This is a genomic window from Pseudomonas sp. ICMP 8385 (assembly GCF_002699915.1).
Lineage (GTDB): Bacteria > Pseudomonadota > Gammaproteobacteria > Pseudomonadales > Pseudomonadaceae > Aquipseudomonas > Aquipseudomonas gessardii.
This window is the reverse complement of record NZ_LKBY01000154.1, coordinates 1-9,471: the sequence shown is the minus strand read 5'-3', so window position 1 is coordinate 9,471 and position 9,471 is coordinate 1. Positions and strand designations below refer to the sequence as shown.

Below are 9,471 nucleotides of genomic sequence, written 5' to 3'. Positions count from 1 at the left end.
CACTGCATCAGGTCGTTTTGAGCAAATAGCGCTGCGTGCCGTGCAAATTACGACTTGCGGCCGCCGCGCAGCAAGTTGATCGGAGCATCCTTAGGTGAAGGCGTCAAAAAGTTGGACACCTCGTTTGAAGGTATGGAACATGTATATTTGCTGAGCAACCCGAATACGGGGAGATATTGGTTGTCGGTGAATCGATAAAAAAACATGCGTCTTTGTATTGGAGATAGTTGAATGCATTCAAGTGCGAGCTGTAAAAATCGAATGCTGTGCTGGAATCCAGGAACTGACCAGGTAGTTTTAGTACCATGGCCAGATTTAAACGGACTGAGCGATAGTTACAGGATGAGCGCTCTGGCTTGTTATCCTCATGTACAGCAAATGAGTGATGAGCAAAGGAAGGCACTGGTCTTTATCGAAGGGATGACGCTAATTATTCGTGAAGGTTGCTCACCCGCAGCGGTGCACCAAGCACTCTGGGGGCTAAGTGAGTACCGTAGTGGCTGTCCAGAAGACATGCCCAGTGCAGAAGCTTCGGTGATTCCTTTCAAAAACTAGATCTGAGAAATACGAATACTGTCTTCTTGCCCAGTGCTTTCTCCATCATATTTACCCCCTGAAAATGGGGGTAAGTCTGTGGATAAAGCCCTGCCGCAGCTGACGGGGAACGCTCCCCCGGCGATGCTCAAATTTCAATCAGCAGGGCGAAATCCGGCATCACACTTGACGTTCGCAATCGAGACAGAGATATTCCCCTCGGCACACTGGTAGGTGCCTGCCGTCCACATTGGCAAAGCGAAAGCTCTACCGACAAACCATACGCATCGCGGATCACCCTAGTTGCGCTACTCTACGATTTGGTATCAGCCAATAATGTATTGGATTCGAATCGTCTGGAGCTTTGCAAAACATGGATGCTCAAGCCAGTGAGAAACTTCTCGACCTGATCAACAGCCCGGGCGAGACTCTAGTACCCTATCGCGAAGGTTGTACCTTCTTCCCTCCACTTGAATTCGTCTTCGATGTGCTCGGCATGCCTGAGTTGCCCAAGCAATGCTATGAGCAAAATCATCAGCCTGGCTGGTTGACCTGGAAGACCTTCAGCAAATGGATGAGCAAGCCGCCTGCTGCCATGCAGTTGCGGCCAAGCCAGATCCTAAAACTCACTAAAACACTCGCGACCAACCCTAGTTCCCATGGGCTGCTACATGACTCGTTGCGGAAGGATGCCCTCTGGAAGCCTTACGCCCAATGGATTGTCCTTGTTCACCGCACTTTCCAGAGTGAAGTTTGCAGCGCTTACTGGGCGGGCTTGCTAGAAACGGAATGGCAATTGATGTGCAAAATTCTCCCAGCGATGCCTACTAACCGGGCCAGATTGGAAGCTCTGGCCAATAGCTCGCTGATGCACACGTTGGGTGCTCCAGGCTCCCCCGAGCGTATGCTGCAACTGCTGGCTTGTGAGTCCGATGCTGACAAGGTGGTGGCGGGCTCTGACTTCATCAATTATCGGCTAGCGGACCTGGCTAGTTTCCTGCTTCGCTTCGCCGCCTGGCACATAGTGGACAGCAGTTTGGCCCAATGGGTGCTTACGATTCGGGCGGGGAAACAGAACGAAATGTTGTTCGCGGATCTGCTTCCTGTGAGGCAGAAAGCGGGAGGCTGGACGAATGCAGTTGAGTTCTGCCTGAAATATTTCGCTGTGCTGTGCCGTTGCCCAGCCGACGATACCCTTTCATCTTCCTTGGGTCGGATCTGGGCCGAGCACGACTACGATCAAAATGAATTCCCGGAGATTGCTTCCCGGCAACACACGCTGCGTGATTGGCTCTCTGGCGAGAAAGGGCGACCCAAGCGCAACAGCGTGCTGTCGTTCGCCACGGCGGTCGCACACAAGGCGACTGTTTTACGCGGTCTAACTGCAAGCGAGGCCCAGGCTGAGGTCACAGGCTTGGTTTACTGCTTTCATTTCGCTGAGACCAGTCGGTATATGCTGGGTGAAATGCAAAAGAGACGTTTCTCAGAGTCGCTAATCGAGGCGGTTTTTTTTTCCTATGTAGAGGAGTACCGCAAGGCTCGAAATTTACTAGGCCAGCCCCTGGTCTGATCGGGAAGAGTCGAGTTGATGTCGACCCTTCCCGTTGCACATCAGTCTGCTATTTGGTCTTCCCAGTCCACCGGGCGCTCATCTTCGCCACGGGAACTCCAGTAGGCGTCGCTAGTAGGATTCAGTTGGTTGGAGCGGTTGTCATCGTCATGCTTTGCCATGGGTATTTCCTCTTGAGTGAAAGGCGATGCTTTGGTAAGCGAGGCCATCATGAGTCAGGTGATGGAAATACCAGAGGAATTGGCTGGGAAGAAAGTAACGACCTCAGCCGCTCTCAAATGCTGCTTAATGGCACAGACTCGGCCCGCCGACTGCGAAAAGTTTTAGTCGGTATCTCGACTACCTGCGACCGCCTAACCAAATCCTCATGGCCGCTAGGTGCTGCCAGCTCAACTGGTACCGGCGGTGAGATGCTGTGACGTTTGGCCGACCTGGCATACACTGGGTAGCTAAGCCCTGCCACTGGCGCTACTGGTGGTGGCGTTCGTAGACGTGCATCCCATTGAGAACAATGCGTGAGCGATTCGGTTCTTTACATCCCGCTGCTGGCTTCCCAGGCCAATTCCTTGGTTGATCCGAGTACTTCTGCTCGCGTCCTGTTGGGGCAGTGGGACGTCCCCCAAGTGGCTTCGGTGGCAGTCCTCCAGAATTTGCCGGCTCTGGACGGTAAACCGAAAAGCGAAATGCTCGTAGAGAAAGCCCTGGCCGAGTTGATTTCGATTGGAACAGAGCTGAGCCACACGCATCCACCAGGTACTTTTTCTAATCTGATCGCAGGCAAATTTAAGCCAGAGTTGTTTGAGCGCGGGCTGGCGCTCATGCCTCGACTGCGTGTTCGCTTCCTTGATGAGGAGACGTTGGACGCAAAACAATTCCTCAACGGTGGGATCTGGGACTTCAATTTCCGTGCTGCGCACGCCCAGAAGCTCAACCCGCTCAAGCATTCGTTCGAGACGTCATCGGGAAAAACAATTTCTCTGTCGAATCAGCAGAGCCGTACATTCCGCATTATTCATGCCGAACCCGATGAGAGCATTCATATCCAGGGCCTCGCTGGTACCGGTAAGACCCATATGATCGAACGCTTAGTGGACTCGCTTTCCTCAAGCCGACCACTCGTGCTGGCTTTCACCGCGGTCCAGCTCCAGGCATTGATGCAACGAATCGGAGCCGCGAACGTGAGAGGAATGACGTTCGGAGATCTCGCCAACTATGTGCTCGAGCGAGGTGTCGGCTATTACCGACCAGGTAAGCGGGCATCTGCTCGGCACCAGGTTACCCCGGAAGACATTGCGTCACGGTTGGGTTTCGGATGGATCAGTAGGCTCAGCCCAGCTCAAGTAGCCACGGCCTGCGCAAGAATGGTGGCCGCATTTTGCAACAGCATTGATTTTGCGTTAGCCGAGCAGCACATCCCAAAGGGGCTTGCTCTTGATGCCGTAGATCGATTGGTGCTGGTGGGGTATGCGCAAAAATTGTGGGAGCAGACCATAGAGCCGACCGATCCGCGCCTTCAGCTCCCGCTTCGTGGGTATCACCGAATTAAGCACATGACCCTGCTTCATGAGGCAGTGATAGGCCTAGAATTCACCCACATTATTGTCGACGAAGCGCACGACCTTAGCTGGCCACTCTCGGTATTTCTCGACCGCTGTACTCAGCCCGTGATTACATTGGGTGATGCATGCCAGCGCCTTGATGGGAGCTACCACCAGCGTGCTAGCACCCTCCGCAAGCACGAGATCACACACTCCATTCGCGCCGGCCGGCAAATCGAGGGAGTCATAAACCCCCTCATCGACAAACACCCGATCCTGAAATTGGCCTCGATCGAGGGCAACAACGGTATCGAGACGAAGATTGTTTACTACGACAAGCCAGAGGTTCCCACTGGGGCTGTGACAATTCTCGTAGATTCCGAGTGGGGATTATTCGAGTGGTTTCAGCGCCTGGCCATCGCTGGCGCGCGTTTCAGTTTGCTACCGGGTGCAGTCAACACCTTCCGCCGGTTCATTCTCGACTGCATAGGCCTGTTCCATGATCAAGAACGGCCAAAGCATAGCGCGCTCTTCAAATACACCCACTGGGATGATCTCCGGGCGGACATGGGCAGCAAAAATAGTAGCTTTCAGCGCATCGACCGGATGCTCAGCAAAGGCTATAGCTCATATGAGTTCGAGGCATCGTTACTCAACCTCGATGTGTCAGGTACAGCCCTGCTTCAGCTTGGCCGGGTCATGGACGCACGCAATTCCGAAATCGACGCAGTGATGCTCGCTCCAGACTTGCTCAGTCAAGTAGGGCCTGGCGACCGAATTGCAGCGAGCAGGGCTTTTGCAGCCCTTTACACGGGTGGATCGAGAGCTCGTCACAAGCTCATCGTTCCTGGTTATCTCCGGGACTGGGCGTCTGATATGTCCACGGCAGCGAAAGCTCAGATAACCTCATCTTCATGATGGTGGGCTCCATCAAAACAGTGCTGTCTCGAAGGCAGCGGCCAACAGCAATTGAATGGCGTTGCCGCAACGTCCTCCTTGGCTAGAGAGAAAAGATCACCCTGATAATCTGCATAGCATAGTGCGGCATGGAGCGCAGGCAGCGTGTCGGCGAAGCGTGTCACGCTGGTCCCGTCGAAGGAATTTGCACTGGCGGCAGCGCACATTCCGATCCGTCGAGCGCTGTTTACCCGGCCAACGTGGTAGTAGCAGTTGCGGCGACGAGAAAGGACACCCCATGCAGCCATGGTTTGCAGCTTCCAAGGGGTGCTCCCTCCGAGAAATATCCCTACGGATGGGCTCAGGAACTCACGCACATCGTCTGGCTCCATTCCATCCTGCACAGCAATGAGCAACCTTCGAGGAAATCCCTTCAGCCGATCCAGCCAGCGCAGGCTGAAATCCAGAGACTCTATCCCACCTGCCACGATGTCAGGTAGGACAACCCAGTCAGCGTCTTCGCCAAGAAGATCCACGGCACGGCCGAAAGCACGCTCATCGAACTGCGTGCCCTGCTGGTAAGCGCTCCACGCTCCGTTGTCCAATGAATCGCCCCGGATTCTTTAGACACCTTGCAAGCTCATTGCGTAACGTTTTTCAAACTCTACCGGTGATGCTCCACGCTCCGTTGTCCAATGAATCGCCCCGGATTCTTTAGACACCTTGCAAGCTCATTGCGTAACGTTTTTCAAACTCTACCGGTGACAGCTGATTGTTGAAACCATGGCGGCGTTTTGGGTTGTAGAACATCTCGATGTAATCGAACACATCACTACGAGCATCTTGCCGTGAGGTGTAGATTTTCCGCTTGATTCGTTCCCGTTTCAGAAGCTGGAAAAAGCTCTCAGCCACGGCGTTGTCATGACAATTGCCTCGGCGGCTCATGCTGGCAACCAAATTGTTTGCCTTCAAAAAACTGCGCCAATCGGAGCTGCTGTACTGGCTGCCCTGGTCGGAGTGAACCATCACCTCTTGTTTCGGTTTTCGCCTCCAAACCGCCATCAATAACGCATCAATGGCCAAATCACTGGTCATCTGCGACTTCATTGACCAGCCAACGACCTGACGGGAAAACAGATCCAGCACCACCGCCAAATACAGCCAGCCTTCATACGTACGAATGTAAGTGATGTCAGTGACCCAAACTTTGTTGGGTTCTACGACATCAAACTGGCGTTTCAGTAAATTGGGTGAGGCGACGGCTGGCTTACCGCCGTATTTGCCAGGGCGGCGTCGATACCCTGTCTGAGAGCGCAGACCTTCAAGACGCATCAGCCTCGCCACACGATGCCGACCACAATCCTCACCGACCTCGCGCAGATCGTCATGAATTTTGCGATAGCCATAAACTCCGCCGCTCTCCAGCCACGAGTGCTTGATCAAACCCAGCAATCGCTGGTCGTCTCTAGCGCGTGCAGATTGCGGCTCAGACAACCAAGCGTAATAACCACTGGGATGGACTTTCAGCGTCAGGCAAAGCCGTCGAATGGAATAGTCGCCCGCGCGCTGCTTGATAAAGGCGTACTTCAGCCGCACTCCTTGGCAAAGTACGCGGCGGCCTTTTTTAAGATGTCTCGCTCTTCAGTGACCCGCTTGAGTTCGGCTCGCAGGCGACGCAGTTCAGCGTGCTGATCATCGTCTTGCTGCCGTTCTGCCTGAGGTTTGCTGTAGCGCTTTATCCAGGCATAGAGGCTATGCGTCGACACGCCAAGACGCGCCGCCACATCAGCGACAGGCAGCTTCTTTTCGGTCACTTGATTGACCGCTTGGATTTTGAATTCTTCGGGATAACGTGGGTTGCTCATGGCACCTCCTGATTGGCCTCAGTTTAAGGCATGGAGGTGTCTACGAAACCCGGGGCGATTCAATCTTCGGTGGCCGTCGATGGCAGGTGCGTGATGTTGACCTGCAGGCCAAGGTCATCATTGTTTCAGCGGCACGCGGTGGTGCTCCTCCACAGTTCGATGGTTTGGGCGCAATGGTACATGACGCCGTACGCGCGGAGATGCGAGCAGTCTTGGCGGATTCCAGCCCCTGCCCTTTTATCGATCATGGTGCTAAAGCTTTACTCGATGAGGCCCGGAAAACTTTTGCCTTATTGGGGCTTGGTGAGCGGTACCTTATCGAGTCGGGTGGGAAATGTTATTTGATCAGTTGGTTGGGGGATTACGCTAATGATGCACTAAGGCTGCTGCTCAATCATGTAGGTTTACCTTGTGATAATTCGGGCTTAGCTATAGAGATCGACGCGAGCATTGATCAGACAAAAAATGCGCTCACGGATGTGGGAAGTCTGGATCCAAGCGATCTGAACTCGATACTCTCAGATGTGGAGAACATGTTGCGCGAAAAATGGGATTGGGCGCTGCCAGAGACGCTGCTTATAAAATCTTTCGCATCCATATCGCTCGATATTTCAACCGCAGTTTGTTTTGCCCAGAGACAGTCGATGAGCTGAATCTAAACCTTGCGAGGTTGATGTGTTCGGACGATCTCCTGTCCGAACAACACCAAGACATTTCCAATGTGAATCCCTTACCGCCTGACTTCCACTTTGTAAAACAAATTCTCAACTGTCAACCGGCGCCGATCAGACGTAACTGCATCCTGAATCTGGCTAGCCAAACGCACGTAGTACTTACACTCTTTTTGTGACCCCAAATCCGATACCGGTTTAGCCGCTTGAATAAAGCTTTCATAGGTTCGGGTGGTAGTGGACATCAACTCGCCAATACCTGGCAGCGCCATCGCGTCCTCCTGACGAGCAGACGGCCAGGCAGGTTCGAATGTGAGATTGTTCTCACTGAGTTTGACTGTGAGGAACATCTCCGGCTTGCCCGTGACCTCATTCACCCAACACGGTGGGAGGTCGCCGCCGCGACCCTTGTTTAAGCGGTTCTGCAGGAACTGAACTTGACCCCGTAAGTCTTTATTCGCTTTCTGCAACTCAACCGGATTTACGCCGCTTTTTTCTGCCTGAACCAAGGTCACAGCATGCTTGATCGTTTGCTGGAGTTGATCATTTGTTGTCCCGAAAGCTGCCTCCAGCATGTCTTCCTGGGCTTTTAACGCCGCGACACGCTTCACTACATCGGTAGGCTGCGCGTCGCTTGCGTCATCAGGATCGACAACCAGCTTTTTCAACTGCTCAAACGACATTATGGTTTCTAGTATCAGTTGCTTGGCGTCATCACCTTTCTTCTGGCCAGCCACTTCCATCAACGCTTTTTCGATGGTTGCAAGAGCAGTCAGCTCTTGATCTTTTTGGGTCAAGAGCACTTTCAAGCGATCCAGCTCTACATTGGCTTTTGAGGCATCTATCAGTTTGCTGATAATCTCATCAGGCTTACGCACACCTAATGCGGTCATACGTGCCTTCAACGCCTCGGCCGCTGTACTGATCGCCTTTTCACGTATATCCAGATCCTGGAAGGCGGCCACTTTCTCATTCAGCGCCTGATTTTTATGGGTTAACTTAAAAATCTGGTACCCCATTAGCAACAACAGAATAAAGCAGACGATGATAAAGATTTCGGTAAGCGAGAGCTGAAAAACCTGATCGTTCTTTCCGCTCATCAGGCGGTTCTCGCATCAGCCGGACGCGCAGGCTCTGCATGTTGACTGGCCATCTCCCCAATCGATACGTCGCCGATCTTAGTGATCAGGGCATCCATCTGGATGTAAGCAGTTTCGATCGCACGATTGTGCTGCTCAATGCGCGCGGCGACCCCCTGATGCCGTTCATTACTCTCAACCAGTGCCTGAATCAGCGGCGCCAAGCTGAGCTCAAGACGCTCAGCCAAAACGTCTCGGTTGGTCTGAGTGACCTCACGTACACCTCTCAGGGCATCGGTGACTTCAGTGCTCAGTCGCTCTACCGTATCGGCGTTTTCGATTCGAATGCTCAGGGCCTCCAGCTTGTCTGCAATGCGTTCAACCGATTGCTGGCGAGTCTTGATCTCGTTGAGGTACTCCTCTTGTTGGTCGTCCAGCGAATCCAGGTACTCTTTCTGCACACGCTCAACGCTGTCCATGACCTCTTTGCTCTGCTGTTTCATCGCACTCACCAGACGCTCCTGGCTCGTCACAATGGCTCCGACTGCGACTAGGTTCTCATCCAGAGTCTGAGTTTTGGCGTTCAGATTGCGTATGGCCGTGGTGACTTGGCGGGTGGCAGTTTTGACATCTTCGGCGAGGGATGCAACACCTTCACTGACGCTGTCCGTTGTGCCTGCCAAGGTATCGATTGGACCACCCAACTTGCGGGTGAACAGGTCATCTGGAAAGATCATTTGCTCTACACGATCACGCGCCATCGTGCCGAAATCCAACGCATTATCTTCCATCTGACGCAACGTGACGGCGCTCTTTTCGGCCAGTTCATTAATAGTGATCAGCAATCGGTCACTGGCTTGCCGAGTGTTTTCCAAAATGAGCGAGAAGGCTTCATTGCTCTGCTGCGTAGCATTGGCAAAGTAAGCATCGGTGGCGTTGATATTGTGCTCATACAGCGCCTTGACCTGCTCCTTCACACTCTGCACCGCCTCTCGGGAAGCGACATCGACTTTATCCCGGAACACTTCGAGCTGCTGAAAGCTATTGTCAAAAGAGATAGCGAGGTTTTCGGCCGCGTGAATCGCCCGCTCCTCAACACTTCTGACCGCGTCGTTGGCATCGATACGAAATCCGGTATGAATAACTCGCGCTAACATACCCAGCGCAGTACTGACCATTGCGGCGCCAAAGCGAGTAGCCATTCCATTCAGGTTATCGCCTAGGGAAACTCTGAAAAAGACTTTCTGATTTGGCAAAATACCGCGACCCCACCCACCGAGTTTCCCGATGAAGCAGATGACCTTCGCCGACGCCGAG

General features: G+C 53.2%; 6 protein-coding genes and 1 pseudogene. 3 read left to right on the top strand and 4 right to left on the bottom strand.

The annotated features are described in order from the left end of the window. The first annotated feature begins 907 nt into the window (after positions 1 to 907). Positions 908 to 2,104: a hypothetical protein gene (locus tag AO268_RS29885; protein WP_038445796.1), complete on the top strand. Its 1,197-nt coding sequence runs from the start codon at positions 908 to 910 to the stop codon at positions 2,102 to 2,104. 515 nt (positions 2,105 to 2,619) lie between these two features. After that, entirely contained in the window at positions 2,620 to 4,560 is a 1,941-nt protein-coding gene (locus AO268_RS29880; RefSeq protein WP_038445798.1) for an AAA family ATPase, read from the top strand. Here the strand turns inward: AO268_RS29880 and AO268_RS29875 are convergent. After that, positions 4,539 to 5,144: a hypothetical protein gene (locus AO268_RS29875; protein WP_176561425.1), complete on the bottom strand. Its 606-nt coding sequence runs from the start codon at positions 5,142 to 5,144 to the stop codon at positions 4,539 to 4,541. The two genes, AO268_RS29880 and AO268_RS29875, sit on opposite strands and share 22 nt — an antisense overlap. A gap of 109 nt (positions 5,145 to 5,253) precedes the next feature. After that, positions 5,254 to 6,404 (bottom strand): IS3-like element ISPsy29 family transposase gene (locus AO268_RS29870; protein ID WP_099170722.1). Its coding sequence is split into 2 segments (ribosomal slippage): positions 5,254 to 6,170 and positions 6,170 to 6,404, totalling 1,152 coding nucleotides; the frame shifts between segments, so codons are not numbered across the junction. Positions 6,405 to 6,466: 62 nt separating this feature from the next. Between AO268_RS29870 and AO268_RS29865 the strand changes: the two are divergent. Further along, a pseudogene (locus AO268_RS29865) lies at positions 6,467 to 7,057 on the top strand (DEAD/DEAH box helicase); the annotation flags it as partial. 77 nt (positions 7,058 to 7,134) lie between these two features. Here AO268_RS29865 and AO268_RS29860 read toward each other — a convergent pair. Next, positions 7,135 to 8,175: a hypothetical protein gene (locus tag AO268_RS29860; RefSeq protein ID WP_099170721.1), complete on the bottom strand. Its 1,041-nt coding sequence runs from the start codon at positions 8,173 to 8,175 to the stop codon at positions 7,135 to 7,137. Next, positions 8,175 to 9,471: hypothetical protein (locus AO268_RS32850; RefSeq protein ID WP_176561424.1), on the bottom strand; the 1,297-nt coding region annotated here is incomplete at its 5' end. The genes AO268_RS29860 and AO268_RS32850, both read right to left, overlap by 1 nt.

What these genes read in the sequence shown, in the direction of transcription:
- AO268_RS29885 (WP_038445796.1), top strand. Translation starts at nt 908, where the DNA reads ATGGATGCTCAAGCCAGTGAGAAACTTCTCGACCTGATCAACAGCCCG.
- AO268_RS29860 (WP_099170721.1), bottom strand. Translation starts at nt 8,175, where the DNA reads ATGAGCGGAAAGAACGATCAGGTTTTTCAGCTCTCGCTTACCGAAATC.